The sequence below is a fragment of the Streptomyces sp. NPDC052043 genome, assembly GCF_044548235.1.
Taxonomy (GTDB): Bacteria; Actinomycetota; Actinomycetes; order Streptomycetales; family Streptomycetaceae; genus Streptomyces.
This window is the reverse complement of sequence record NZ_JBIUBT010000004.1, coordinates 188,855-213,098: the sequence shown is the minus strand read 5'-3', so window position 1 is coordinate 213,098 and position 24,244 is coordinate 188,855. Positions and strand designations below refer to the sequence as shown.

Annotated in this window: 27 protein-coding genes; 6 read left to right on the top strand and 21 right to left on the bottom strand. The window is 70.9% G+C overall.

The window, feature by feature from the left end; genetic code table 11:
• Nucleotides 1–5 precede the first annotated feature (5 nt).
• The gene (locus ACIHCX_RS12255) at nt 6–1,028 is read right to left on the bottom strand and encodes a hydrogen peroxide-inducible genes activator (RefSeq protein WP_400028868.1); all 1,023 of its coding nucleotides are present in this window, start codon (nt 1,026–1,028) and stop codon (nt 6–8) included.
• A gap of 133 nt (nt 1,029–1,161) precedes the next feature.
• Here ACIHCX_RS12255 and ACIHCX_RS12250 point away from each other — a divergent pair, with 133 nt between their 5' ends.
• Both ACIHCX_RS12250 and ACIHCX_RS12245 read left to right on the top strand, forming a co-directional pair.
• Entirely contained in the window at nt 1,162–1,716 is a 555-nt protein-coding gene (locus tag ACIHCX_RS12250; RefSeq protein WP_400028867.1) for a peroxiredoxin, read from the top strand.
• Between the two features lie 4 nt (nt 1,717–1,720).
• Nucleotides 1,721–2,254: an alkyl hydroperoxide reductase gene (locus ACIHCX_RS12245; RefSeq protein WP_400028866.1), complete on the top strand. Its 534-nt coding sequence runs from the start codon at nt 1,721–1,723 to the stop codon at nt 2,252–2,254.
• Nucleotides 2,255–2,311: 57 nt separating this feature from the next.
• On the opposite strand, the gene ACIHCX_RS12240 is transcribed toward ACIHCX_RS12245, so the two are convergent.
• From ACIHCX_RS12240 to ACIHCX_RS12215, 6 genes are all read right to left on the bottom strand, one after another.
• Nucleotides 2,312–3,670, bottom strand: coding sequence for an AI-2E family transporter (locus ACIHCX_RS12240; protein ID WP_400028865.1), 1,359 nt, complete (start codon nt 3,668–3,670; stop codon nt 2,312–2,314).
• 132 nt (nt 3,671–3,802) lie between these two features.
• Nucleotides 3,803–4,525, bottom strand: a complete 723-nt coding sequence (locus ACIHCX_RS12235; RefSeq protein ID WP_400028864.1) for a transglycosylase SLT domain-containing protein — start codon at nt 4,523–4,525, stop codon at nt 3,803–3,805.
• A gap of 400 nt (nt 4,526–4,925) precedes the next feature.
• Nucleotides 4,926–6,251 carry a PhoH family protein gene (locus ACIHCX_RS12230; protein ID WP_400028863.1) on the bottom strand — a complete coding sequence of 442 codons (1,326 nt, stop codon included), beginning with the start codon at nt 6,249–6,251 and terminating at the stop codon, nt 4,926–4,928.
• A 340-nt stretch (nt 6,252–6,591) separates the two neighbouring features.
• The gene (locus ACIHCX_RS12225) at nt 6,592–7,365 is read right to left on the bottom strand and encodes an isoprenyl transferase (protein ID WP_400028862.1); all 774 of its coding nucleotides are present in this window, start codon (nt 7,363–7,365) and stop codon (nt 6,592–6,594) included.
• 752 nt (nt 7,366–8,117) lie between these two features.
• Entirely contained in the window at nt 8,118–8,912 is a 795-nt protein-coding gene (locus ACIHCX_RS12220; RefSeq protein WP_400028861.1) for a methyltransferase domain-containing protein, read from the bottom strand.
• 202 nt (nt 8,913–9,114) lie between these two features.
• On the bottom strand, nt 9,115–9,861 hold the full coding sequence (locus ACIHCX_RS12215) for a prepilin peptidase (protein WP_400028860.1): 747 nt from the start codon (nt 9,859–9,861) through the stop codon (nt 9,115–9,117).
• Between the two features lie 163 nt (nt 9,862–10,024).
• On the opposite strand from ACIHCX_RS12215, the gene ACIHCX_RS12210 reads away from it, so the two are divergent.
• Nucleotides 10,025–10,411 (top strand): DUF192 domain-containing protein, encoded by a 387-nt coding sequence (locus ACIHCX_RS12210; RefSeq protein WP_400028859.1) that lies wholly within the window; start codon nt 10,025–10,027, stop codon nt 10,409–10,411.
• Between the two features lie 177 nt (nt 10,412–10,588).
• Nucleotides 10,589–11,518 carry a type IV toxin-antitoxin system AbiEi family antitoxin domain-containing protein gene (locus tag ACIHCX_RS12205; protein WP_400028858.1) on the top strand — a complete coding sequence of 310 codons (930 nt, stop codon included), beginning with the start codon at nt 10,589–10,591 and terminating at the stop codon, nt 11,516–11,518.
• 54 nt (nt 11,519–11,572) lie between these two features.
• On the opposite strand, the gene ACIHCX_RS12200 is transcribed toward ACIHCX_RS12205, so the two are convergent.
• Entirely contained in the window at nt 11,573–12,115 is a 543-nt protein-coding gene (locus tag ACIHCX_RS12200) for an ATP-binding protein (protein WP_400028857.1), read from the bottom strand.
• A 251-nt stretch (nt 12,116–12,366) separates the two neighbouring features.
• On the opposite strand from ACIHCX_RS12200, the gene ACIHCX_RS12195 reads away from it, so the two are divergent.
• Both ACIHCX_RS12195 and ACIHCX_RS12190 read left to right on the top strand, forming a co-directional pair.
• Entirely contained in the window at nt 12,367–13,218 is an 852-nt protein-coding gene (locus tag ACIHCX_RS12195) for a helix-turn-helix domain-containing protein (RefSeq protein ID WP_400029221.1), read from the top strand.
• A gap of 10 nt (nt 13,219–13,228) precedes the next feature.
• Entirely contained in the window at nt 13,229–13,420 is a 192-nt protein-coding gene (locus ACIHCX_RS12190) for a hypothetical protein (protein WP_400028856.1), read from the top strand.
• Nucleotides 13,421–13,437: 17 nt separating this feature from the next.
• Here the strand turns inward: ACIHCX_RS12190 and ACIHCX_RS12185 are convergent, their stop codons facing one another.
• The 13 genes from ACIHCX_RS12185 to cpaB form a co-directional block, all read right to left on the bottom strand.
• Complete coding sequence (locus ACIHCX_RS12185; protein WP_400028855.1) at nt 13,438–14,064, bottom strand: OmpA family protein; 627 nt, start codon at nt 14,062–14,064, stop codon at nt 13,438–13,440.
• A gap of 7 nt (nt 14,065–14,071) precedes the next feature.
• Complete coding sequence (locus ACIHCX_RS12180) at nt 14,072–14,647, bottom strand: hypothetical protein (RefSeq protein WP_400028854.1); 576 nt, start codon at nt 14,645–14,647, stop codon at nt 14,072–14,074.
• Nucleotides 14,648–14,681: 34 nt separating this feature from the next.
• Nucleotides 14,682–15,278, bottom strand: a complete 597-nt coding sequence (locus ACIHCX_RS12175) for a pilus assembly protein TadG-related protein (RefSeq protein WP_400028853.1) — start codon at nt 15,276–15,278, stop codon at nt 14,682–14,684.
• Nucleotides 15,278–15,514, bottom strand: a complete 237-nt coding sequence (locus tag ACIHCX_RS12170) for a Flp family type IVb pilin (RefSeq protein ID WP_400028852.1) — start codon at nt 15,512–15,514, stop codon at nt 15,278–15,280. Before ACIHCX_RS12170 ends, ACIHCX_RS12175 begins: the two co-directional genes overlap by 1 nt.
• A gap of 148 nt (nt 15,515–15,662) precedes the next feature.
• Nucleotides 15,663–16,505, bottom strand: a complete 843-nt coding sequence (locus tag ACIHCX_RS12165; protein ID WP_400028851.1) for a response regulator — start codon at nt 16,503–16,505, stop codon at nt 15,663–15,665.
• Between the two features lie 50 nt (nt 16,506–16,555).
• Complete coding sequence (locus ACIHCX_RS12160; protein WP_400028850.1) at nt 16,556–18,157, bottom strand: sensor histidine kinase; 1,602 nt, start codon at nt 18,155–18,157, stop codon at nt 16,556–16,558.
• A gap of 18 nt (nt 18,158–18,175) precedes the next feature.
• A complete protein-coding gene (locus ACIHCX_RS12155) occupies nt 18,176–19,069 on the bottom strand; it encodes a DUF5936 domain-containing protein (RefSeq protein WP_400028849.1) in 894 nt (297 codons plus the stop codon).
• A 27-nt stretch (nt 19,070–19,096) separates the two neighbouring features.
• Entirely contained in the window at nt 19,097–20,038 is a 942-nt protein-coding gene (locus ACIHCX_RS12150; protein WP_400028848.1) for a type II secretion system F family protein, read from the bottom strand.
• Between the two features lie 11 nt (nt 20,039–20,049).
• Nucleotides 20,050–21,387 (bottom strand): CpaF family protein, encoded by a 1,338-nt coding sequence (locus ACIHCX_RS12145; RefSeq protein ID WP_400028847.1) that lies wholly within the window; start codon nt 21,385–21,387, stop codon nt 20,050–20,052.
• Between the two features lie 41 nt (nt 21,388–21,428).
• Nucleotides 21,429–21,800: a TadE family protein gene (locus tag ACIHCX_RS12140; RefSeq protein ID WP_400028846.1), complete on the bottom strand. Its 372-nt coding sequence runs from the start codon at nt 21,798–21,800 to the stop codon at nt 21,429–21,431.
• Between the two features lies 1 nt (nt 21,801).
• Nucleotides 21,802–22,245: a TadE family protein gene (locus ACIHCX_RS12135; protein ID WP_400028845.1), complete on the bottom strand. Its 444-nt coding sequence runs from the start codon at nt 22,243–22,245 to the stop codon at nt 21,802–21,804.
• Nucleotides 22,242–23,495: a CpaE family protein gene (locus ACIHCX_RS12130; RefSeq protein ID WP_400028844.1), complete on the bottom strand. Its 1,254-nt coding sequence runs from the start codon at nt 23,493–23,495 to the stop codon at nt 22,242–22,244. The genes ACIHCX_RS12135 and ACIHCX_RS12130 overlap by 4 nt, the downstream gene beginning before the upstream one ends.
• Before the next feature lie 13 nt (nt 23,496–23,508).
• Nucleotides 23,509–24,216, bottom strand: a complete 708-nt coding sequence (gene cpaB, locus ACIHCX_RS12125; protein ID WP_400028843.1) for a Flp pilus assembly protein CpaB — start codon at nt 24,214–24,216, stop codon at nt 23,509–23,511.
• Between the last annotated feature and the right edge of the window lie 28 nt (nt 24,217–24,244).

The following is a 24,244-nucleotide window of genomic DNA, read 5'->3' as shown; positions in this document are numbered from 1 at the left end:
AGTGATCACCCGGAACTGGTCGCCCAGGACCGGTCACCCGGGACTGGGCCCTCGCACCCGGGGGCCCAGTCCCGGCCGCCGTCGTCCAGCACCCGTACCGGCAGGGGGCGCAGGTCCGCGCGCAGGGCGGCGGCCAGTTGCCGGTACTCGGCGGCGCGGGCCGCGCCGGTACGCATGGCCAGGGCGATCCGGCGGGAGGGGGCCGGCTCGGCGAAGTAGCCGGTGAGGAGCTGATGGGTGCGGGAGGTCTCGACCCTGAGGGCGGTGCGGGGCAGCAGGGTGCAGCCGAGGCCGCCGGCGACGAGCTGGACGAGGGTGGACAGTCCCGCCGCGGTGGTCGTCACCGGCGCGTCCTCGCGCCCGGCCTCGCGGCAGATGTCGAGCGCCTGGTCGCGCAGGCAGTGCCCCTCGTCGAGCAGCAGCAGACGGAGCTCCTTCAGGGCCTCGCGGGGGATGCCCTCCCGGCCGCCGAGCCGGTGGCCGAGCGGGGTCACCAGAACGAAGTCCTCGTCGAACAGGGGGAGTTCGACGGTGCCTGGCATACCGAGGGGGACGGCGAGGAGCAGCAGGTCGAGGCGGCCGCCGGCGAGCCCGTCCAGCAGGCTGGCGGTCTGCTCCTCGTGGACCTGGAGGTCGAGGTCGGGGTAGCGGTCGTGGACGAGCCGCAGCACGGTGGGCAGCAGGTAGGGCGCGACGGTGGGGATGACACCGAGCCGCAGTACGCCGGTGAAGGGCGCCCGGACCGCCTCGGCCTCCTCCAGCAGGGCGCCGACCTCCCCCAGCACGGCCTTGGCCCGGACGGCGAGCCGCTCACCGGCGGGCGAGAGCAGCACCTTGCGCGTCGTACGCTCCAGCAGCGTGACACCGAGTGCCTCCTCCAGCGAGGAGACGGCACCGGAGAGGGCCGGCTGGCTCATCCCGATCGCCGCGGCGGCGTCCCGGAAGTGCAGATGGTCCGCGACGGCGGCGAAGGCGCGCAGCTGGGACAGGCTAGGCTGCCTGCGCCTTCCGAGATTACCGACGGTCACTGATAACCACCTCCGATCAACCGGACCGAGTGTAGCTATTTCTGTAATCAATGCACCGTGTGCCACCATCAGCATCGTCCAACCCATGGGAAACGCCAGCACGAACGGCGTTTCCTCGCTGCAAGGAGAGCGCGTGCTCACTGTCGGTGACAAGTTCCCCGAGTTCGAACTGACCGCCTGCGTCTCGCTGGAGAAGGGCAAGGAGTTCGAGACGATCGACCACAAGACCTACGAGGGCAAGTGGAAGGTCATCTTCGCCTGGCCCAAGGACTTCACCTTCGTGTGCCCGACCGAGATCGCCGCCTTCGGCAAGCTGAACGACGAGTTCGCCGACCGCGACGCCCAGGTCCTCGGCTTCTCCGGCGACTCCGAGTTCGTCCACCACGCCTGGCGCAAGGACCACGACGACCTGCGTGACCTGCCGTTCCCGATGATGGCGGACTCCAAGCACGAGCTGATGCGCGACCTCGGCATCGAGGGCGAGGACGGCTTCGCCAAGCGCGCGGTCTTCGTCGTCGACCAGAACAACGAGATCCAGTTCTCCATGGTGACGGCGGGCTCGGTCGGCCGTAACCCCAAGGAGGTCCTGCGGGTCCTGGACGCCCTCCAGACGGACGAGCTGTGCCCCTGCAACTGGACCAAGGGCGACGAGACCCTCGACCCGGTGGCCCTGCTGGCGGGTGAGTGACCCCATGTCCCTGGACTCCCTGAAGTCCGCCGTCCCGGACTACGCCAAGGACCTGAAGCTCAACCTGGGCTCGGTCATCGGCAACAGCGACCTGCCCGCGCAGCAGCTGTGGGGCACGGTGCTGGCCACGGCGATCGCCTCGCGCTCACCGATCGTCCTGCGTGAGCTGGAGCCGGAGGCGAAGGCGAACCTGTCGGCGGAGGCGTACACCGCGGCGAAGGCCGCGGCGGCCGTCATGGCCATGAACAACGTCTTCTACCGCACCCGCCACCTCCTGTCCGACCAGGAGTACGGCACCCTGCGGGCCGGTCTGCGGATGAACGTCATCGGCAACCCCGGCGTCGACAAGGTCGACTTCGAGCTGTGGTCCTTCGCCGTCTCCGCCATCAACGGCTGCGGGATGTGCCTCGACTCCCACGAGCAGGTCCTGCGCAAGGCCGGCGTGGACCGCGAGGTCGTCCAGGAGGCGTTCAAGATCGCCGCGGTGGTCCAGGCCGTCGCGACGACCCTGGACGCGGAAGCGGCCCTCGCGCAGTAACGCGCACCGTACGGCAAAACCCCGTCCACCCCTGAGGGTGGACGGGGTTTTGCCGTTTCAGCTCGATCCGGGACTTCCCGAGCCGGCACTTCCCGAGCCTGAACCTCCCGGGCCGGGACTCCCCGGGCCGGAGGACACGGTGGCCGGCTCGGGCACAGCCGTCTCGGGCACCGGCATCTGCCGTCGCTCCTGCTCGCGCGCATAGGCCCGCAGATACCCGACCGCCGTGTTCATCACCGCCACCAGCGGCACCGCCACCACCGCACCGCCGATCCCCGCGATCAGCCCGCCCGCGGCGACCGACAGGACCACCGCCAGCGGGTGCACCCGCACGGCGCGGCCCAGGATGAACGGTTGCAGCACATGGCCCTCGATCTGCTGCACCGCCAGCACCACCACCAGGACCATCACCGCGGTGAAGACTCCCTGGGTGACCAGCGCCACGACGACCGCCAGCGCGCCCGACATCACCGCACCCACCAGCGGGATGAAGGCGAACAGGAAGATGAAGACGGCCAGCGGCACCGCCATCGGCACATTGAGGAAGTAGATCCCAAGGCCGATGAAGATCGCGTCGATCAGCGCCACGATCACCGTGCCGCGCACGTACGCGGTCAGCGTGCGCCAGGCCCGCGGACCGGCACCGGCCACGCCCGGACGCGCCGCCGCCGGCACCAGCTTCAGCGTCCACTCCCAGATGCGCCGGCCGTCGTAGAGCAGGAACAGCGTGGAGAAGACCGTCAGCAGAATCCCGGTCAGCGCCTCCACGATCACCGTCACGCCCTGAAGGCCGGCCGAGGTGATCTGGTCCGTGTTGGCGCCGATCGCGTCCCGCAGGTTCTTCGCTATCTGGTTGATCTGCTTGTCGGTGACATGGAAGGGGCTGTCAAGGAGCCACTTGCGCAGCTGGTCGATGCCGTCCTGGATCTGGCTGGAGAGCGTGTCGATGTTCTCCATGACCTGCCAGGTCACGAACCACCCGATCAGCCCCATGATGACGAAGCCCAGGACCGCGGTGAGCGCGGTGGCCGGCCCGCGCGGCAGCCCGTACCGCCTCAGCCACGCCACCGTCGGCTGGAGCAGGGCCGTGATGAGCAACGCGGTCACGAACGCCAGCACCACCAGCTGGATGGCGCTGATGGCGCGCATCAGCACCCACACGGTGCCCGCGAGCACCAGCACCCGCCACCCTGCCTCGGCCGCCACCCGTACGCCCCACGGCACGGCCTGGACGGGATCGGGCCGGGCGGGTCCTGCGGTCACCTCCGGCAGGGGCGGGGCGACCACCACCTCGGGCTCCGGCCCAGCGTGGACGGTGTGGTCCTTCTCCACCTCGGCGCGACGCTCGTCCAACCGCTCACCCATTTCAGTGAGTCCGGCGCCGAGCCGGCCGAGCCACCCTGGCACTCGCGACATGATCCGTCCTCTTCCCCCGTCTTTCCCCACCACTCCCCCCTGGAGTCGTCCGGTCCGACCGTACAGGGCAACAGCCCCTCCCCCTAAGACGGGGAGGGGCTGCGCGGAGGTTGAGTGCGGCGGAGGTCCGGCTCAGTACCAGTGGTTGGCCTGCCAGAAGTTCCACGCGTCGCAGGGGCTGCCGTAGCGGCTGTCCATGTAGTTCAGGCCCCACTTGATCTGGGTGGCCGGGTTGGTCTGCCAGTCGGCACCCACGGAGGACATCTTGGAGCCGGGCAGCGCCTGGAACAGGCCGTACGCGCCGGAGGAGGGGTTGACCGCCCGGTAGTTCCAGCTGGACTCGTGGTTCACGATGTTGCTGAAGCACTGGAACTGGCCGGCGGGCACCATCGAGCGTGCCATCGCCTGGATCTGCCCGACGGTGTACGAGCTCTGCACCGCGAAGCTGGTGGCCTCGCGGGCCGCGGAACGGCTGGCCGCCGCCTCCTTCTCGGCACGCTCCTTGGCTTCCTTGGCCGCCTGCTCTGCGCGCTCGGCCTCCGCCTTCTTGGCGATCGCCGTCTGAGCGGCGGCCTTGCGCGCGGCCTGCTCGGCCTCCTTCTTGGCGCTCGCGTCCGCGGCGATGGCCTGTGCGTCGGCCTGCTGCGTCAGGGACGCGGTCTGCACCTGGGCCTGCTGACCAACGGGTATGTCCGCAAGAAGCGTCGCGTCGGCTGCCATCGCCTCGGCATCGTTGTTCTGCGCGGTGCTGCCCGTGGCAACGCCAACGACGCTTCCGACAGCGGTGACCGCGGTGGCAGAGGCCACTGCGAATCCCCGGACCGAGATCCGGCTCACACGGTTTCCTTCCAGCATCGCCCGCTTCGGTGACCCTGGCGGACGCAATCGTGCCCCTGGCACTGGCCTCCCAACTGCGGGGTCACGGGAGGCACGGGCCCGGTGGGCAACTCCCTCGAGGGAAGCGCCGCGTGGTGCTCGGGCGGCATACGACGACGCTATGGAGTTGGAGCGCTGCTCAAGTGCCGCCGTACCGCTGGCGGTACGGATGTGTCGTATGCGGGGCCTGACAGGAGTGAGACTCTGCCGTAATCCAACGCCGCAAGGCAATTCCGAGTTGCGTGTGAAAGCTCACACCCCATTCGGCCCAGCGAATTTCCCCGAACTCCCACAAACGCGGACGCCGCCCGGCTAGGCTCAGGCCCTTTGCCGGACGGCGCCAACTCCCGCACCACCCCTTCAAGGTGTGCGCATTCGATCAAATGTGCCCGTCCTCCAGCATTTCGGTCACAAGCGCCGCGATCTGGGACCTCTCGGACCGGGTCAGCGTCACGTGCGCGAAGAGCGGATGACCCTTCAGCTTCTCCACGACGGCGACGACACCGTCGTAGCGACCGACCCGCAGATTGTCCCGCTGCGCCACGTCATGGGTCAGAACCACCCGCGAGTTGGCCCCGATCCGGGACAGAACGGTCAGCAGGACGTTCCGCTCCAGCGACTGGGCCTCGTCCACGATCACGAACGCGTCGTGCAGCGACCGGCCGCGGATGTGGGTGAGCGGCAGCACCTCCAGCATCCCGCGCGCGGTGACCTCCTCGATGACCTCCCGGGACGTGACCGCCGACAGCGTGTCGAAGACCGCCTGCGCCCAGGGGTTCATCTTCTCCGCCTCGGTGCCCGGCAGATAGCCGAGCTCCTGCCCGCCGACGGCGTACAGCGGACGGAAGACCATCACCTTCTGGTGCTGACGGCGCTCCAGGACCGCCTCCAGACCCGCACACAGCGCCAGCGCCGACTTGCCGGTGCCGGCCCGGCCGCCCATCGACACGATCCCGACGTCCGGGTCGAGCAGCAGGTCCAGGGCGATCCGCTGCTCCGCGCTGCGCCCCTTGATGCCGAACGCCTCCCGGTCGCCCCGCACCAGGCGGACTCCGCCCTCGGGCGTGACACGGCCCAGGGCCCTGCCCCGCTCGGACTGGATCGTCAGTCCGGTGTGCACGGGCAGTTCGGACGCCTCCGGGACGTGGAGGTGCCCCTCCTCGAAGAGGATGTCCACCTGTTCACCCGGCAGAGTGAGTTCGGACATCCCGGTCCAGCCGGAGGAGTCGGTGATGGCGAGTTCCGCGCGGTACTCCTCGGCCAGCAGGCCGACGGAGGACGCCTTGATGCGCAGCGGCAGGTCCTTCGACACGACGGTGACGTCGTAGCCCTCCGCCTGGAGATTGCGGGCGACCGCGAGGATGCGCGAGTCGTTGTCCCCCAGGCGGTAGCCGGTGGGCAGCACGCTGGGATCCGAGTGGTTCAGCTCGACCCGGACCGTTCCGCCGAGGTCCCCGATCGGGATGGGGGCGTCGAGGCGGCCGTGCCGGACCCGGTAGTCGTCCAGCAGGCGCAGGGCCTGCCGGGCGAAGTAGCCGAGTTCGGGATGGTGCCGCTTGGCCTCCAGTTCCGTGACCACGACGATGGGGAGCACGACCTCGTGCTCGTCGAAGCGGGTCAGGGCGCTCGGGTCCGCCAGCAGGACGCTGGTGTCGAGAACGTAGGTGCGCCGGTCTGGCTTGTGGCGCTTTGTGCTGGTCACCACGGAAGGACGTACCCCCTCGGATGAGGTCGGGGAGCGACGAGATGGAGGCCGGGCTGCGCGGGCGGGAGCAAGCCGGCCGGTCGACGGCCCCCGCACACGGCGGGCCGAGAACCGGCCACCCACGTCTTCGTCCGTGCTGAGACCGCACGGTCGGGCTCGTACAAAGGGCCTCCCGGGCGGACGACCCGGGGCCGCCCGCTGAGATCCGACGCCCGTGGTTCGGGTGTCGACCTGTTTGCCTTATGCCCTCGAAGATGCGCCGCCATGCAAATAAGCGGAACGACGCACGAATGAACTCATCGTGAAGAGGTGACACCCGGGTGACGGAAGGGGTATGTGCTCAGCCGCCGAAGCGGCGGCCCCGGGCCGCGTAGTCGCGCAGCGCGCGCAGGAAGTCGACCTTGCGGAAGGCCGGCCAGAAGACGTCGCAGAAGTAGTACTCGGAGTGAGCCGTCTGCCAGATCATGAATCCGGACAGCCGCTGCTCCCCGCTGGTGCGGATGACCAGGTCCGGGTCGGGCTGGGCCTTGGTGTACAGGTGGCGGCCGATCATGTCGATGTCGACGGACTCGGCGAGGTCCTCCATGGAGGTGCCGTTGTCGTGGGCGTCGAGGAGCATGGAGCGCACGGCGTCGGCGATCTCCTGCCGGCCGCCGTAGCCGATGGCGACGTTGACGACTATTCCGTCGACGTGGGCGGTGCCCTCCTCGGCCTCCTTGAGGGTGGCCTGCATCACCGGCGGCAGCAGGTCCATGGTGCCGACGTGGTGGACGCGCCAGCGGCCGTCGGCGGCCAGGGTGCGCACGACGTCCTCGATGATGCCGAGGAGCGGGACGAGCTCCTCCTGGGGCCGGTCGAAGTTGTCCGTGGACAGCAGCCAGAGAGTGACGACCTTGACGTCCGTCTCGGTGCACCAGCCGAGGAACTCCTCGATCTTGTCCGCGCCGGCCCGGTGGCCCTGGGCGGTGGTGGAACCGGCGGCCTTCGCCCAGCGCCGGTTCCCGTCCATGATGACGCCGATGTGCTTGGGCACCTGAGCGGGGTCCAGGTGGCCCTCCACCCGGCGTGCGTACAGCCTGACCAGCAGGCCACGCAGCTTGTCGCGCAGGTTCACGTGTTCGTCAGCCCCTCCGTATGGATCGGACAGGCGCGGCCGGGGGCGTTCCCTGTCCGTGCGGCGGCCTGGCCCGTATGAGCGGTCCCCGGGGGCGAAGCCTACCCCCGGCAATCCAAGCGTCCCTCAACAGGGCGCGGTGCGCGCCCTGGTGCGCAGCGCGGCTCTCGCGGGTGTGCCAGGCACGACCCCCCATGGGTGTATCAGACGCGCCCCCCGCGGCTCCCAAAGAAAACGGGCCGGTCCGTGGGGGGGAGACGGACCGGCCCGAGGGGGGGTTTCCACCATAACCCTTCGTAAGGGCTACTGTGTGCCCAGACGCGACAAAATTACTCTCCGAAGTCACCCGGCGACGTATGGAGAGCGTAGGGGAGCGTCGGAATCCGCCATTCCGCACCTGGTCACGGCCGGATCGTGACGGAATCGGCGGCCCAGCGGACAGGGTCCGGCGGGAAGCGAAGAGGCTCGGCCCTTCAGGGGGCGCGCGGCGTGTTGCCCCCGCATCCCTCCCAGGGGCGACCGGGGCGCGAACGCCCGCTTGACGCCGGCGGCACCGCCCCGCACCAGTCCTCCGGGCCGGGCGGATACCGCCATCAGGGCCACGGCGCCGCGCAGCCCCCTCCACCACGCGGCACCGACCGCGCGGCTTTGCTCGCGCGAATTCCCTTGGTCTGAACTTTACGGGCGGGGGAAAGGGTGACGCGAGGGGCAGGCGGTAACGATGTGGGAACGGGCGGCCCCGACGCGCGTGTTCACCTCGCCCTGCGCGCCTCGAAGAGGTGGCGCGTGCTGTACGCCACGAACGGGCCGTGCGCCTCGATCCGTTCGTGCAGCGCCCGCAGCCGGGGCTCGTACGCCTCGACGGTGAACCCGGGGACCATCCAGACCACCTTGCGCAGGAAGTGCACGACGGCGGCGATGTCGTGGAACTCCATGCGCAGGCGTTCGGCGCGCAGGTCGACGACCTCCAGACCGGCCGCCCGCGCGTCCGCGCGCTCGCGGTCGGGGTGGCGGGCGGTGCGCGTCTCCTCCGGCTGCGGCCCGAGGAAGTACTCGACGAGTTCGAAGACGCTGCCGGGCCCGACGTGCTGCGCGAAGTACGTCCCGCCGGGCTCCAGAACGCGGGCGATCTGCGCCCAGTGCGGGCGTACGGGGTGCCGGCTGACGACGAGGTCGAAGGCGCCGTCGCCGAACGGCAGCGGAGCGCCCTGCGGGGAGTCGACGACCACGACGCCACGCGGGCCGAGCAGTGCGGTGGCCCTGGCCACGTTCGGCGGCCAGTCCTCGGTGGCGGCGAGCAGCGCGGGCCTGTGCGCGGCCCGGCCGAGCGCGAAGTCGAGGACCTCCCCGCCGCCGGTCTGCACGTCGAGCACGGCGCGGGCGCCGGCGAGCCGGGCGGCCATCGAGACGGCGTACCCCCAGGTGGGCCGCGCCTCGGTGGCCCGGCCCGCGAACCACGAGAAGTCCCACCCCTCGGTGGGAACGGCGGCTCCCTCGGCGACGAGGTCCTCGAAGGAGCGTGCGGAACGGCGCTGACGGTCTGCCATACGGGTGATCGTCCCTCACAACGGCCTCCCGCCGCCTCCGATATACGGGCGCACGGGCGCGCGCTCCCCGGCCGTGAAGCGGACGAAGCTCCCGGGGCCGGCCGCGTCAGCACTCGGGGTCGGCCGCTCGTCCCCGGCCGGCCGCCCGGAGGATCACCGTGTCAGCCTCGACCCCTGGGCGGGCGATCCCACGTGCAACCGCTCACGCCACCGCGAACGCCCCCAGCAGCAGGCCCGTCAGGGCCCCGGCGAGCATGAACGGCCCCAGCGCGACGGCCGACTTGCGGCCCGCCCGGCGCAGCACCACCAGACCGAGGCCGTAGCAGGCGCCGTAGAGCAGTCCGGCGAAGGCGCCGAGGACGAGCACCGGCCAGCCGTACCAGCCGAGGGCCGCGCCGAGCGCCAGGGCGAGTTTGACGTCGCCGAAGCCCATGCCGGCCGGGTTGACGAGGAACAGCACGAAGTACGCGGCGCCGAGGGCGAGTCCGCCGAGCAGCGCGGTGGGCCAGGAGCCCACGGCGGCGGGCAGTACGGCGGCGACGGCGAGCAGGGCGGCGGTCGCGGCGGCCAGCGGCAGCGTCAGCACGTCCGGGAGCCGGTGCACACGGTGGTCGACGAGCGCCAGCAGCACGCCGACCGGCGCGGCGAGCAGCCAGACCGCCGCCTCGGGGCGGGGCCCGGTGGCGGCGGCGAGCGCGGCGCAGACGAGCGCGGTCACGGCGGCCACGCCCCGGGTGCTCGGCCCGTACGGTCCGCACCCGACCGCCGCGTCCGTGCAGCGGGCCCGGCCCACCCAGCCCCCGAACGCGCCGGTGATCGGATGCCCGCCGGGGCACCGGGCGTTCCACGCCTCCCCGGCGCCGACCGAGAACCGGTGAACGGCCCGGGGCAGCAGCAGCCCGGTCCCCGCACCCCACAACACCGCCACGACGGTCACCAGTACGCGCACGCCCGGACCCTAGCCGCGGCGTGCGCGAGGGGCATGGGCCCGTGGACCCATGCGGGACCCACCGCCCCGCAGATACGGTCGGTCAGCAGGACACAGGACACAGGATGCACAGAACGCACAGGACGCGCAGAACGCACAGGATTCAACGGGAGGGCGGTTCGGCATGGGACGACGCTGGCGCGACGGGCGGGGCAGGCTGATCGTGCACGGCGCGGCGCCGGTGACGGTCCCCTTGGAACTGGCGACCTCCTACCGGGCCCGCACCAAGGGCCTGCTGGGCCGTGACGCCGTCGACGGCGCGATCCTGCTCTCCCCCGCGGGCAGCGTGCACACCTTCCGCATGCGCATCCCGATCGACGTCGCCTACCTCGACCGCGACCTGCGCGTCCTCACCGTCGTCACCATGCGCCCGAACCGCCTCGGCCTGCCCCGCCCGCGCTCCCGCCACGTACTGGAGGCGGAGGCCGGGGCGATGGCGGCGTGGGGGCTGCGGGCGGGGGTGCTGGTGACGGTGGAGGCGCAGGAGGAGGTGGAGGAGGAGGCGGAGTAGGGGGCGAGGCCCGGCGGCGGCATCACCACGGGACGCTCCTGGGACGGCGGCGTCACCACCAGCGCTTGCGCTCCACCTTCCCACCCACAGCCTCGTCCGCGGTGTTCGCGGTGTCTGCTGCCCGTGAGTTATCCACAGCCCCAGGCGAACCGTCCGAGCCTCAGGCGATAGTGCGGCATGACGATCAGCAGCGAACTCCTCCGACGTGTCCGCGCCACTGCCTCGCGGCAGGACTGGGTACTGACGAGCTCACAACTCAAGTCAGCCGGCGCCGATCGGAACACCGTGCGGCGAATGATCAGGTCGGGCCAGTGGGTTCCGCTGACCCGGGGCAGCTACTGGGTGGGGTGGGACGACCGGGGACCGTCATTGCGTTCCCGAGTACGCGGCACCCTCCTCACCTGCGGCCCACAGGTGGTGGCCGCAGGCATCACAGCCGGTCGCCTGTTGGGCATCGAGGGCCTCCCCAGGGACGACGGCACCCTGCACCTGGCCGCTCCACCGGGCCACGAGATCCGCAGCCGTCCAGGCGTCCGCGTCCACCGGAGCGCCGTTCCTCCCAGCGCCCGCATGACACTGCGCGGCATCCCTCTCACCACCCCGGCCCGCACCTGCGCCGACCTCCTGCTCCAACTCCCCCGCGTCGAGGCAGTGAGCGTGCTGGACTCGGCCCTCCATCTGCGCCTGCTGTCCAAGCCCGACCTCCTCACCATCCCAGCCCACCTCTCCGGCCGCCCCCATGCGCCCAGGGCCCGGACCTGGCTGGGCCTGGCCGACGCCCGAGCCGAGTCTCCCCTGGAAACCCGGGTACGTCTCATCTGCCTGGACGACGGCCTCCCCCCGCCCGTCCTCCAGTGGCACATCCCGGACCCGGAGCAAAACCGCTCCTACCGCATCGACCTGGGCTGGCCCACCCACCTGGTGGGCATCGAGACAGACGGCAAAGCCCCCCACAGCACCCCCCACGCCCTCTACCAGGACCGCTTCCGCCAAAACCGCCTGGTCACCCTCCTCCCCACCCTCACCCTCCTACGCTTCACATGGGCCGACACCCACGACCCCCCTTCCATCCTGCTCCCCCTCCGCCAGGCCCTCGGATGCCCCTGACCCCGACGAGTGCGACGCAGCGCCCACTTCGGGGACTTTGAGACAGCCCCAACGTCACAACAAGCGGGACACAGACTCCGGCGCGGGCATCCGGGCTTGGGCGGCGGCGGCGTAGGTGTGGGTGCCCTCCCTGGGCAGCACCGCCCATGTGCGGGTGCCGCCGCCGGGGTCGCGGGCGTCGCCGAAGCCCCAGTCGCCGCCGCATGCGCGGACCACGCAGGCGGGCAGGCGCAGCGCCGAGCGGCGGCGGGCGTCGCAGGCGGCGGCGAGGCGGGGGTGGGCGTGGCGCGGGTGCGCGTCGTAGAGCACCACGCGCAGGGCGTCGTCCCGGAAGCGGAGCCGGACGTACACCTCGAGCGAGGGGGTGAAACGGCAGGCGCAGGCGGAGAGTTCGCTCGCCACCTGGACGGCGGCCTCGGTCATGTCGGCGAGGCCGTGGGCCTGGAGGACCGTGCGGAGCGTCGCGCGGACGATCGCGGGCGTGCGCGGGTCTGCGGGGAGGGTGAGGCTGTAGGTGAGGGATTCGGGGGTGGGGGGTGCGGGTGGCGGGTCGGTGGGGGTGTAGGGCAGGCAGGCGGAGGTGGTGAGTACGGGCATGGCAACTCCCCTGGTTGGTAGATGGGTTGTCGCTCCGCGCGCACGGTGGCCTGTCACCCGGGCCTGGCGTGGCCTGAGTGATGCGCTTCCGTCCACAGCGAGCGTAGGCCGTATTCGACCTGTCACGGACGGTAAGAGCAGGGGGATCACAGTGTCCACCAGATTCGGGGGCAATTGCCCCCAACGTGTGATGGACCGTGGCGGTGCCCGCCGGGCAGACTGTGGGCGACCACAGCGCGAAAGAGGGCAGCATGGCCACGAGGCGTACGCCGACGGAACGTCAGAAGCGTCTGGGTTCCGAGCTGCGGAAGATGCGGCTCGCAGCGGGAGTCACCACCGAGTACGCGGCCGGCCTGCTCGGTATCGATCGGACTCGGCTGTCCAACATGGAGTCCGGCATCCGGCCCTTCTCGGCGGACCGCATTCGCACGCTGGCCTGCAACTACTCCTGCGCTGACAGCGATTACGTCGACGCGCTGGTCGCCATCGCCGAGGGCAAGGAGCGAGGCTGGTGGGAGCAGCACCGGGGGACCCTGCCCGCCGGGCTTCTGGACATCGCCGAGCTGGAGTGGCATGCCACGCGGGTGCGCACGGTGCAGTTCATGCACGTGCCCGGACTGCTACAGACCGAGGACTACGCCCGTGGCGTCTTCGGCGCCGTGCTGCCGCAGTTGAGTCGGCTCGAAATTGAGCTGCGCGTCGCCCATCGCAGAGAGCGCCAGCAGGTCTTCGAGCGACCCGATCCTCTGCCGTACAGCGCGTACGTCCATGAGGCCGCGTTGCGCATGCGGTTCGGCGGCGACGACGTGACGCGACGCCAACTGGACTGTCTGGCATCCCGCTCCGAGCAGGACGGCATCGACGTCAGGGTGATCCCGGCGAGCGTGAGTGGATTCCCGGGGGCGGGACATGCGCTGCTCTACGCCGACGGCGCGGTTCCTCAACTCGACACCGTGCAACTGGACTCTGCACATGGTCCGGAATTCACCGGCGCGGAAGCGCAGCTCACCAAGTACCGTGCCCACTTGGACTGGATGGACGACGCGGCGCTGCCTCCGGCGGATTCACGCGACGTCATCCGAACCGTCGCCCGCGAGCTGTGAGGATGCCACCGTGGCTGAGATCAACTGGGAAGACCCGTACTGCGGCGAGGGCAACAACTGCTTCCGGATAGGAACCGACACGGAAGGCAACGCCTACATCGCCGTCGCCGGGCAGGAGGACCGCCCCCTGACCGACAGCCGGGACGCCCTCCGCACCCTCATCCTGGAGATCAAGGCGGGGAGGGCCGATCACCTGCTGTAGGCCGGCGGCGCACGCCGTCAGTTCTGGTTGCGGGGGAACGTGACCTCCACTCGGCGGTTCTTCTTGCGGCCGTCCTCCGTGGAGTTGTCCGCGATGGGGTACTGCTCGGCGTAGCCGCGCACGTCGAAAGTGATGTTCGGGTCGTTCAGCTCCTGGGAGAGGACGTCCTGGACGGCGTTGGCGCGCTGCTTGGACAGGACCACGCCGTGCGCGTGGGTGCCGAGGTTGTCCGTGAAGCCGAAGACGCGGACCTGACTCGCCTTCTGCTTCTTGACCTCCTGCGCGATCGTGTCGATCCGGGCCTTCGCCTGGTTGCTCAGCTTCGCGCTGTCCTTGGCGAACAGCACCTCGGCCTGGAGGGCGAACGTCACGTCCGTGTTGGTGTCCTCACGGCGTTCTTCACCGCCCTGTTCCTCGACCACCGACTTGATGTCCAGCACCTTGGGGTCGGCGAGGGTGGCCCCCTCGGGCAGTTTGAGGTCGGGGTCGCTCGGGTCGACCTTCACGGGGGCGGAGGCGGAGGGCTCGGTGCCCGGAGGCACGCTGGGGCCACTGTCGGCGCGGGCGGCCACGGCACCGTAGAGGTTCGCGACGGTCATGACGCCGGCGGCGGTGAGGGCGACGGTGAGGCGGGTGTGGGTCATCGGGGCCTCACCCGGAGATCTGGATGGTGGCGCTGGAGAAGGTCGGCAGTTGCAGAGCGACTTCCGTGGTGTCTGCGGGCGGGGCCGGGAACTGCATGAAGACGGGGAAGGTCTGGCCTGACTTGATCGTCGTAAGCCCGATCGTCGTCAGTGGCCGTCCATCAGTGTCCCGCAGCACGTAATAGCGCTTCTTACCCTTCGCGTCCACGAGAGTGGCTCCACCAAGGGATTGACCATGCTTGATGATCTCTGTTTCGTCACCGCTCATTCGCGCCGGGATGACCGCTGACTTAGCACCGTCGTTTTTCAAGTTCCCGTTCACAGTGACGAATCCACCCGTGTCACGCTTGGCCTCGGTGACTTGCAAGAGGAGCCCGTCGGGTCCTGTCAGCTCAGCCATCGGCTCCCCTGACTGTCCCTCCTGGGCACTCGGCTCGGACCCACCACCCTTGGAGGTGGATGCCGACGTATCCGGCTTCTTGTCGTCCCCACCGCCGCAACCGGCCGCACCGAGGGCCAACCCGGCCGCCACGGTCAGCGCGACCAACCCCCTCCGGGCCTTTGCAGTGAACCGAATGCTCATCGCTCTGCTTCCTTCGTCACTCGTCGTTCGCTTGTCAGTCGACCAAATGGACGTCGAAGAGGTCCTCGGGTCGCGGCAGGTCCGTGAGATGGTGCGGATCGAGGTCCCAGTACCTGTTGTTCTCGCAGGTGAGTCGCGGGAGTACGTCCGTGTCCTCGGAATCGCCGAGGGGCGGGTCGAACGTGCACAGCGGCTTGATGACGGCGCTGGCATGCGCCCTGGAATGCTTGTCCTCGGTACCGGGGACGATGGACTTCCCTACCGACTTGTCGGTCTGGACGTACACCGTGTACCTCAACAACGACGGCCAGCAGCTGTCCACATGGGCTTCGTTCTGCTGCGCGAGCTGGTACGCACGCCAGCAGCCGTCCAGTTGCGCCGCCCTGCCGTCAAGGAGGTCTTGCCACTTGGTCGGATCGAGCACGCTGTCGACCCACTTGCCCGCGAGCTGGTCCCGGGTGTCCTGCGCCGCCGCCAGTGCCGCCGCGTCGGCCGCCGTCTGCGCCCCGTTCCGGTTGGCCGCCGCCTGGCCGACCGCCAGGTATGCGAACGCGAGAAAAAGCAGGCCCCCCACCACCGTGATGTAGATGGGGAAAGCCTGCCCTGAGTCGTCGTACCGACGAGCTTGCATCAGCCGCCGGTGACCTCGGAGATCTTCTGCGTGATGGCGTCGAGGATCGACTGACCGATACTCGTCCCCGTGATCGCCAGCACGATCGCCACCACCACCGCGATGATGCCCAGGTACTCGACCGCGGTCTGCCCCCTGTCGCCGGCGCGGCGCTGCATCGCTTCGACCGTCGTGTTCTTCCAGCCGTTCACGCGGGCCTTGGCCGACACCGCGGTCTTCAGCATCAGGTCGCTCATGGTGTTCCCCTCCGGATTTGGTCTCGGTGCCGCTTGCGACACCGGAAACGTATGCCGGAACAGCCCGTCCGCCGGAGGGTCCCCGGACCCAATCCCGGGCCCAAAGGGAGACCCAGCCCCGCTTCCCCCGTGCCGTCGCCATCACGGGTCACCCCAGTCCTCGTGTGGAACCCGGGGCCGTGCCCAGCCACTTGGCGGCGGCCTCGGCGCGGCTGGTGCTGTGCAGCTTGGCGAAGATGCGGTTGATGTGGTTCTTGACGGTCTTCTCGCTGATGAAGCAGGTGGCGGCGATCTGCTGGTTGGTCATGCCGGTCGCGATGAGGTCCATGATCTCCGCCTCCCTCGCGCTGAGTTGGAACCTCGACCTGTCGACGGCGGCCGGACGGCCACCCCCTGTCCATCCAGGCGAAGACTGTCCCACACTTGGTTGCAATCGCGAAAGATGTTGGGCGGAAATGGCTGGTTCAGGGGGCGTTGGGAAGGTGTGGTCGTGTGCAATCGCACCCGCCGCCGGCTGGTCCTGGCGCACCCGGGCCACCAGGGCGCCCGCCGCCGTGGGAGTGAAGTGGGCCCTGCCCTCCTTGATGTCGCGGACGGCGGTGACGAGTTCGTCGGCCGTGAACTCGCCGTGGACGAGGTAGCCGCCCGCGCCCAGGCGCAGCGCTTCCTGGACGATCTCCGACTCGCTGCTGTAGGTCAGCATCATGACCGGGGCGATCCGGACCAGGTGCGGCAGCGCGGACAGGCCGTCCACGCCGGGCATGCGGACGTCGAGCAGGACGACGTCGGGACGGTGCTGCTGGGCGGCCTCCCAGGCGGCGCGGCCGTCGGCGGCCTCGGCCACCACCGTGATGTCCGCGCGGCCGGAGAGCAGGGCCGTCAGGCCGGCGCGGACCACGGGGTTGTCGTCGGCCACGACGACGCGCAGGGGCGCGGCCGGTGCGGGCGGTGGGAAGCCCTCGAAGGGGTGGGGAGTCGTCTGGTCCGGCACGGCGGCGGCCTCCTCTCTGGGTCGTGGAGCAGGGATGGGTGGTCGTACGGTCATGCGGTCGGTGTCGTCAGGGCTCCCAGGGGCAGTTCGAGGCGGACCTCCGTTCCCTTGGGGTGGGTGCCGCGGCCGATACGGATACGGGCGCCGACCGAGGCTGCCCGCTCGACCATGCCGACCAGGCCGAAGTGGCCAGCGCGGCGCAGTTGTTCCAGGCTGGTGCCGGGCGGCAGGCCGCGGCCGTCGTCGTAGACGCTGATCCGCAGCAGGTCGCCGTGCACGCCCGCGCGCACCTCGACGCGGGTGGGTTCCGCGTGGCGGTGGGCGTTCTCCATCGCCTCCGAGGCGATGGTCAGGAGCTGGCGTGCCACGGCGGGCGGCACCGGCGGCACTCCGGGCTCGCCGGTCGGGCGGCAGGTGGCGGGCAGGCCGGTTCGGGAGGCGAAGTCGCGGGTGCGGGCGGTGAGTTCCACGAGTACGTCGGTGCCGTGTTCCGGGTCGTTCTCGCGGCGCAGGTCGGTCAGCAGTTCGCGTCCCTCGGCGGCCGCCCGGCGGGCCGAGCGGGCCACCAGTTCCGCCTGCTGCTTCACCAGGTCCGGATCCATGCGGTCGGCGCCCGCCGAGCCCGCCAGGCCGTCGGCGGCCATGGCCACGCCGTGCAGCGTCTTCGCCACCGAGTCGTGCATCTCGCGGGCCAGCCGGGCCCGTTCGGCGCCGACCGCCTCGGTGACGGCGAGGCGGGCCTGGACCGTGGTCAGGGCCTGGGTGGCAGCGCCGAAGCGGAGCAGCAGGTTGCGCAGGGTGACCCCGGCCGCTCCCGCGATGACGCACAGGCCGGGCAGGAGGGTGGCCTGGGCCAGGTCCGGGGACAGTTCCCTGGAGCTGGTGGAGGCGAGGAGCAGGATCAGCGACTGGAACGCGGCGAACAGGCCCGCCCCGCGCCAGCCGTAGACGAGGCCGGCCAGGAGGGGGGTGCAGACGCTGACGTAGGCCAGCGTGCTGTCCGGGCCCGCCGCGATCAGGAGGAGGGCGCCGAAGAGCATGTCCAGGGCGAGGAGCGTGGGGTGCCGCAGGAGCAGGGGGCCGAAGCGTTCCCAGTCCCTGAACAGGACGTAGGAGCCCATGAAGGTGACGACGACCGCGGCGCTGACCAGGCGGGTGGCCAGCCCGGGGGCGGCGTGGAGAAGGGCGACGGGGGCGGCGAGGGCGATCATCGCGAGGCGGAAGGCGAAGACGTGGCGGCACATCGCCTGCAGCGCGCTGATCTGCAGTCTCTCCGGATCGGGTGCCGGTGGCTCCGCAGGTTGCGTTGGGGGCACCCGGTCTTCGGCAGGGTCCGGATTGCCACCCGCACCGGCACCCTCCGTGCGGCCGTCGTCGCCGGGTGCGGGTGGCCCCTGTGGCGCCCGCGCGCCGTCGGCGGCCGACCGTCCGTGCGGCTGCTGCGGCACCGCCGGCGGCGGTGCCTCCCCGGGCGTCGCCGCCTCCGCCGGTTCCCACCCCGGCGGCAGCGCCGGCGTCACCGACGTCACCGGGATGTCCGGGGCGCCCGTGCGGACGTGGGCCGGCAGGACCGTGCCCGCCGGAGGGGTGGTGATCTCGGGGATCCTCGGGCGCCGGCGCAGCAGCCCGGTGCGTTCCTCCGTCGTCGCCATGGCCGTCGTCGCCCTCCCCTACTTGCCCGCGCCGGTGAGGGAGCCGAAGTCCACGCCCGAGCCGAGGATCAGGCCGGCGCCGAGGAGGATCATCGTGGCCGGGACCATGAACGTGGTGATCATCATGGTGGCCTTGGGGACCGCGCGGGCAGCCTTGCGGCGGGCGTTCTGCGCGTCGGTGCGGCGCATGTCCTTGGCGAGGGCCACGAGAGTGTCGACGATCGGGGCGCCCAGTTCCTCGCCCTGCTGGAGGGCGGTGACGAACATGGCGACCTGTTCGGAGTCGTTCCGGCGGCGCAGCTCCGCGAAGGCCTGGCGGCGGCTCATGCCGAGGTCCATCTGGCGCAGGGTGATGCGCAGTTCGTCCGCCCAGGGGCCCTCGTACTTGTCGGCGACGCGGTCCAGGGCCTGGCGGAAGCCGAGGCCCGCGCTCACCACGACCGCGAGCACGTCGAGGAAGTCCGGCAGCGTCCGCTCGATCACGTCCTTGCGGATGCGGATCGCCGACCAGATGCCGACCTCGGTCCAGAAGGCGCCGAAGGCGAGCAGGAGCAGGGCCACGAAGATCTGGCCCCGCAGGAGGAACACCAGTCCGCCGAGTCCCCCGAGGAAGCCGTAGACCGCGCGCCGGGCCGCGTACCGGTCGATCGTGAGACCGCCCGGGTTGCCCGCCAGGTCGATCTTGCGGCGGTACTTCGCCACCCTCTTGGGGCCCATCAGCCGCAGCACGGCGGGGGCGTAGCGCATGCCGAGGCGGTCGACGAGGGAGTCCACCGCGCCGGTGCGGGTGGAGCCCACCTCCAGGGCCAGGGCCAGGTCGCCGGGCAGGCGGGCGTCGGCGCGGTACATGCGGATGCCGGCGAAGACGCCCCAGACGCCGAGGCCCATCACGAGTGCGAGCAGCAGTGCCATCCCTCTTCCCTCCTTCCGGGAACCGGGCTAGACGTCGATGCGGGACATGCGGCGGATGAGGACGAAGCCGACGGCGTAGAGCGCGAACGCGACGATCACCGCGCCCTGGCCGATCGGGGAGGCGGTCATGCGGTCCAGGGCGCCGGCCTTGACGCCGTTCATGAGGAACAGCGCGCCGATGCCCAGTACGGGGACCGCGTAGGAGGTCATGTTGACCTGGGAGAGCTGGGTGCGGACCTCGCGGCGGGTCTCCTTGCGCTCCTCCAGGGTCTCGGTGAGGTTGCGCAGGGCGCTCACCACCTGGCCGCCGGCCCGGTTGGACAGGACCAGCGTGGTGACCAGGACGACCAGCTCCCGTGAGGGCAGCCGGTCCGTGAGCTCCGCGAGAGCGTCGTCCATCGACGCGCCGAGCGCCAGCTGGTGGGCCACCTTGGCCAGTTCCTCGCCCGCCGGGGCCTCCAGCTCCTCCGCCGCCATGCCGACCGCGGTGCGCAGGGCCAGGCCCGCCTGCGTGGCGTTGGCGAGGATGCGGGCGAGTTCGGGAAGCTGGTTGATGAACTTCTCGATCCGTTTCTGGCGCTGCCAGTTGAGGAACTGCAGCGCCGCCCAGATGCCGAGCAGGCCGGCCAGCGGGCCGAAGAAGGGGGCGAGCGAGGCCTGGCCGATCAGCCAGAGGGCGGCCACGGTGGCGAGCATGTAGACGAAGAACTCGCCCGGGGTGACGTCCAGACCGGTCGCGGCGAGCCTCAGCTCCAGCCTGCGGCCGAGTTTCGTACGGCGCAGGCGGCGGTCCAGGGCGGGGAAGCGGCGCCGCCGGCCGACCGGGACCTGACCGGTCTGGGAGAGCCGGTCGACGAGGGCCGCCCGCTGGGCCTTGCCCGAGGTGTAGGCGTGCAGGCCCGCGACGGCCAGGACGCAGGTCAGCAGGGTGACGCCGGTGGTGAGGGGGACGAGGGTGCTCAGATCCATGGGGTCGGTTCCTACCTGGCTTCTCGGGTGGCCAGCTGGTCTGCGGACTGGGCGACGCCGAGGGCCTGGGGGATGGGCTGGCTCGCCATGTAGAGGCGGTCGGCGGTGCGGCGCGGCAGCGGGTGGTACTCGAAGGCGCCGTAGATCCGGCCGTCGGCCGCCATGGGCTGTGCGGCGAAGCGGGCCACGGTGGCCAGCCGGTACGGCTCGCTGCCGTGGCTGTCGAGCAGGGCGATCTCGGTGACGCGGCGGGCGCCGTCGGCGAAACGGGTGAGCTGGACGATCACGTCGACGGCGCTGTTGATCTGGTCGTGCAGGGCGACGAAGGGGATCTCCACGTCGGACATGGAGGCGAGGGTCTGCAGGCGCATCAGCGCGTCCTCGGCGCTGTTGGCGTGCACGGTGGCGAGCGAGCCGTCGTGGCCGGTCGACATCGCCTGGAGCATGTCGAGCGACTCACCGCCGCGGACCTCACCGACGACGATGCGGTCGGGGCGCATGCGCAGCGAGTTGCGGACCAGGTCGCGGATGGTGACCCGGCCGCGGCCCTCCACGTTCGGCGGCCGGGACTCCAGCCGGATCACGTGCGCCTGCTGGAGCTGGAGTTCGGCGGAGTCCTCGATGGTGATGATGCGCTCGCCCTCGGGGATCAGGCCGGACAGGGCGTTGAGGAGGGTCGTCTTGCCGGTGCCGGTGGCTCCCGAGACGATGACGTTGAACCGCGCCTGCACCAGGCCCGCCAGCAGGTACAGCATGTGCTCGTCGAGCGAGCCGAAGCCGATCAGCTCCTGGAGGGTGAAGGAGCGCGGGAAGCGGCGGATGGTGAGGGTGGGGCCGGTGAGGGAGAGCGGCGGGATGATGACGTTGACGCGCTCGCCGGAGGGCAGGCGGGCGTCGACCATCGGATTCGACTCGTCCACACGGCGGTTGACCGTCGAGACGATCCGCTCGATGGTCTGCATCAACTGGTCGTCGGAGGCGAAGCGGAGGGGCAGTTGCTCGACCCGGCCGCCGCGCTCGACGAAGATCGCGTCGGGCCCGTTCACCATGATCTCGGTGATGGAGGCGTCCTCCAGGAGGGGTTCGAGGATGCCCAGGCCCAGGGCCTCGTCGACGACCCGGCGGATCAGCTGCGAGCGCTCCACGGTCGACAGGACCGGGCCCTCCCGGCTGATGATGTGCCCGAGCACCCGCTCGAGGCGCACCCGACGCTCGGCGGCGGCCAGCGAGCTCATCTCCGCGAGGTCGATCTCCTCGAGGAGCTTGGCCCGGTAGGAGGCGACGAGATGGCCGTCCTCTCCCCGGCTGCCTTTCTCCTCCGGGGAGTTGATGCGTGCGCGGAGGCTCATGGGTCCCGTGCTCCTCGCTCCTGGTCGGTGGTCGAGCGGTTTCAGTGGTCGAGCGGCATCGTGGCGGTCTTGTGGGCCCGGCCGAAGTTCCAGCCGGGGACGATCGAGGGGATGTCGACACCGGCGGTCACGGTGACCTCTTTGCCGCTGTACGAGGCCGGGCAGCTGGTGCCGCCCGCCAGCCAGTCGCTGACCGCGTTCGCGCAGGCCTGTTCCGCCCCCAGCCGGAGCGAGGCCGCGCGCGCCCCCGCGCGGGCGGCCGTGCCGGCCTGCTGGGCGGTGTAGGCGACCAGGCCGATCTGGATGACGGCCAGGGCGAGCAGCATCAGGATCGGGATGAACCCCAGGTACTCGATGGCCACTTGGCCCCGGTCGGGGCGGCGGCGGTCGCGGCGTGCGCGCGCGTACGGCATGTCAGTTCGTCGCCTCCTCGACGGCGCCGGCGTGACCCGTGACCGTGAAGGGGAAGTCGATCGTGCCGGGGAAGAGGACGGGCACCTTGAGGCCGACGTGCGCCCGTACGTAGCCGTTGCTCGTCTCGCAGCCCACCTCGGCCCCCCTTCGCCACGCTGCCGACAGCTTGTCCAGACCGGCCTGACGGCAGGCGGCGTCCCTGGCGCCGCGATCGGCCGCCGTGCCCGCCCGTACCGCTTCGTCGGCAGCATTCCCCGCAAGCGTGTACGTGTACCCCAGGAGCACGCACTGCCACAGCAGCACCAGCGTGATGAGGATCGTGGGGGTCATACCGAGCAACTCGACGGCGACCTGCCCGCTGTCCGAGCGCAGCCGCCCGGTCGGCGACTGTGAGCGCGGCCGCCGGCCCGGCGGCCTCTTCCCTGTGCCTGCCCGCACGTTCATCCCCCTGCCTCCCTGCGGCGCCGGAAACTCACCGACCCCCGGTCGCCCCGCAGCCGCCCGCCCTTGCGGTCGGCCTCGGGCGCCTTGACGAGCCCCAGTTCGCCGGCGAGCCCCCACAGCGCCTGTTTGACCGTGCCCTTGCTGTCCAGTTCGTGGACGCGGCCCGCGTCGACCGCGCCCTGGAGTTCCTTGAAGCCCGCGGGGATCGCCGTGCCCGCCACCGGAGTGCCGGTGATCTTCTGGATGAGCGGCGGCTGGATCTCGGTCGCCCGGGTGTGGCGGTTGACGACGACAGTCGTCTCCTCGGCCTTGCGGATCTGCAGCCGGTCCCACATCCGCACGGTCCGCTTGGCCGCGCGCACCGCGACCACGTCCGGGGTGGTCACCAGCAGGGCGGTGTCGGCCATCTCGACGGCCGCCGCGCTCGCCCCGCTCAGCTGGGCGCCGCAGTCCAGGACGACGATCTCGTAGCGGGAGCGCAGCGCGCTGACGATCTGCCGGGCGGCCCGGTCGGTGACCTCCTCGCCGCGTTCGCCCTCGCCGGGGGCGAGCAGCAGCGCGAGGCCGCTGTCGTGGCGGAAGACGGCATCGGCCAGGACGCGCGGCGAGATGTCGGTGATGGAGGCGAGGTCGACGACCGAGCGGCGGAACTGGACGTCCAGGAAGGAGGCGACGTCACCGGCCTGGAGGTCCATGTCGACCAGGGCCGTGCCGCGGCCGGACGCCTGGGCGGCGAGGGCGAGTTGTATCGCCGTGAGGGTGGCGCCCACGCCGCCCTTGGCGCCGCTGACCGCCACCACCCGGCCGCCGGCCCCGGTGAACACGTCGCCGCCGTGGCCCAGGTGCCGCCGTACGCCCACCGACCACTGGGCCACCGCCTGTACGCGGCTGACCAGTTCCTCGTAGCTCAGCGGGAGGGCGACCAGTCCCCGCGCGCCCGAGTCCATCGCGGCCGAGAACAGGACGGGACTGGCGTCGGAGGTGATGAGGATGACGCCGACCGCCGGGAAGCGCAGGGCCACTTCGCGGATGAGTTCCAGGGCCGGGACCGGGCCGATCCGCTCGTGCACCACCACGATCTCGGGCAGTTCGTCGACGGACTCGGCGGCCAGGCGCGCCAGGGTGTCGATGAGCTGGGTGGAGTCGACGACCGGGGCCACCGGCTCGGCGTCGGGGAGCTGGCTGAGCAGGGTGATGATGGAACGGGCCGCGTCGGCGTCGCCGACGGCCGGGAGGATCCTGGTGGTCATGCCTGCCGGCCTCTCACTTGTCGTTCGCGAGTTCGTAGGTCCGGTCCTTGGCCGGGACGCTGGTGTCGCTGCCGGGAGCGACCAGCGCGAGCCGGACCCGCTGGGCGAACGACTCGGCGTAGGTGATGCGCTGGGCGTCGATGGTGGACAGCGCGAAGGTGATGGGGACGGCGTCGGTGGGCTGCTGGGCCCTGTTGTCGGCGTTCGGCTGGAGCGCGGTGATCCGGCCGACGTCGAGGACCTTGGCGTTGGTCACGATGATCTTGGACTGGGCGGGATCGCCCTGCCGCTGTCCGCCGAAGGTGGCGTAGACGTTGACGGTGGCGCCCGGTGTGATCTTGCCGGCCACGCCGGTGGCCGCGTCGATCATGATGGCGACCTCCTGCTGGCCCGGTTGCAGGGCGGGCTGGTTCACGATCATGTCGTTCTGGAGCAGGGAGCCCTTGCGCAGTGTGGTGACCGCGATCTTGCCCTGGATCTGCGCGAGATCGGTGACGGCGTTCGGCGACAGCCATCGTTTGGGCATCGTGACCTTCTCGAACTGCCCCGTGCTCAGCGTCGTGTACGGCGCCACGTCGGTGCGCAGCTGGTAGGCGGCGACCTCGGGGCCGACCTTGGACTTGACGTCGCTGATGACGGAGAGCACGCCCGCGAACGCGCCGAGGGCGCAGATGACGGACAGGATCAGGAGTATCACGCCGCGGCGCTGACGGGAGTTCATGAACCGTGCAACCTCATTGGGATATCGG

Bases quoted from the DNA above. Each gene is read 5' to 3' on its own strand.
- ACIHCX_RS12245 (WP_400028866.1), top strand. From the start codon at position 1,721: ATGTCCCTGGACTCCCTGAAGTCCGCCGTCCCGGACTACGCCAAGGAC.
- ACIHCX_RS12240 (WP_400028865.1), bottom strand. From the start codon at position 3,670: ATGTCGCGAGTGCCAGGGTGGCTCGGCCGGCTCGGCGCCGGACTCACT.
- ACIHCX_RS12235 (WP_400028864.1), bottom strand. From the start codon at position 4,525: ATGCTGGAAGGAAACCGTGTGAGCCGGATCTCGGTCCGGGGATTCGCA.
- ACIHCX_RS12220 (WP_400028861.1), bottom strand. From the start codon at position 8,912: ATGGCAGACCGTCAGCGCCGTTCCGCACGCTCCTTCGAGGACCTCGTC.
- ACIHCX_RS12210 (WP_400028859.1), top strand. From the start codon at position 10,025: ATGGGACGACGCTGGCGCGACGGGCGGGGCAGGCTGATCGTGCACGGC.
- ACIHCX_RS12205 (WP_400028858.1), top strand. From the start codon at position 10,589: ATGACGATCAGCAGCGAACTCCTCCGACGTGTCCGCGCCACTGCCTCG.
- ACIHCX_RS12200 (WP_400028857.1), bottom strand. From the start codon at position 12,115: ATGCCCGTACTCACCACCTCCGCCTGCCTGCCCTACACCCCCACCGAC.
- ACIHCX_RS12195 (WP_400029221.1), top strand. From the start codon at position 12,367: ATGGCCACGAGGCGTACGCCGACGGAACGTCAGAAGCGTCTGGGTTCC.
- ACIHCX_RS12185 (WP_400028855.1), bottom strand. From the start codon at position 14,064: ATGACCCACACCCGCCTCACCGTCGCCCTCACCGCCGCCGGCGTCATG.
- ACIHCX_RS12180 (WP_400028854.1), bottom strand. From the start codon at position 14,647: ATGAGCATTCGGTTCACTGCAAAGGCCCGGAGGGGGTTGGTCGCGCTG.
- ACIHCX_RS12175 (WP_400028853.1), bottom strand. From the start codon at position 15,278: ATGCAAGCTCGTCGGTACGACGACTCAGGGCAGGCTTTCCCCATCTAC.
- ACIHCX_RS12170 (WP_400028852.1), bottom strand. From the start codon at position 15,514: ATGAGCGACCTGATGCTGAAGACCGCGGTGTCGGCCAAGGCCCGCGTG.
- ACIHCX_RS12160 (WP_400028850.1), bottom strand. From the start codon at position 18,157: ATGGCGACGACGGAGGAACGCACCGGGCTGCTGCGCCGGCGCCCGAGG.
- ACIHCX_RS12155 (WP_400028849.1), bottom strand. From the start codon at position 19,069: ATGGCACTGCTGCTCGCACTCGTGATGGGCCTCGGCGTCTGGGGCGTC.
- ACIHCX_RS12150 (WP_400028848.1), bottom strand. From the start codon at position 20,038: ATGGATCTGAGCACCCTCGTCCCCCTCACCACCGGCGTCACCCTGCTG.
- ACIHCX_RS12145 (WP_400028847.1), bottom strand. From the start codon at position 21,387: ATGAGCCTCCGCGCACGCATCAACTCCCCGGAGGAGAAAGGCAGCCGG.
- ACIHCX_RS12140 (WP_400028846.1), bottom strand. From the start codon at position 21,800: ATGCCGTACGCGCGCGCACGCCGCGACCGCCGCCGCCCCGACCGGGGC.
- ACIHCX_RS12135 (WP_400028845.1), bottom strand. From the start codon at position 22,245: ATGAACGTGCGGGCAGGCACAGGGAAGAGGCCGCCGGGCCGGCGGCCG.
- ACIHCX_RS12130 (WP_400028844.1), bottom strand. From the start codon at position 23,495: ATGACCACCAGGATCCTCCCGGCCGTCGGCGACGCCGACGCGGCCCGT.
- cpaB (WP_400028843.1), bottom strand. From the start codon at position 24,216: ATGAACTCCCGTCAGCGCCGCGGCGTGATACTCCTGATCCTGTCCGTC.